We start from the raw sequence: 243 nt of genomic DNA on the forward strand, positions 1-243 counted from the left end.
CGCATTCCTGCCGCTGGATGACGAGCGCCTGTCGCGTGCGCTGGATGAGCTGGTGGACCGCCGCGTGCGCTTCCTCACCGAGTACCAGGCCGCGGCCTATGCCGCGCGCTACCGCGCGCTGGTCGACCGCGTGCGCACGGCGGAGTGGGACAAGGCCGGCACCCCGGCGCTGACCGAAACCCTGGCGCGTTAAAACTTAAAGCTCATGGCCTACAAGGACGAGTACGACGTGGCGCGCCTGTA

Annotated in this window: 1 pseudogene; it reads left to right on the forward strand. The window is 68.3% G+C overall.

Features of this window, described 5'->3' with window-relative positions:
• Positions 1 to 190: pseudogene (locus ACQG3P_RS22105) on the forward strand (DUF6537 domain-containing protein); the annotation flags it as partial.
• Positions 191 to 243 lie beyond the last annotated feature (53 nt).

This window comes from Stenotrophomonas sp. SrG, assembly GCF_050031795.1.
Taxonomy (GTDB): Bacteria; Pseudomonadota; Gammaproteobacteria; order Xanthomonadales; family Xanthomonadaceae; genus Stenotrophomonas; species Stenotrophomonas rhizophila_A.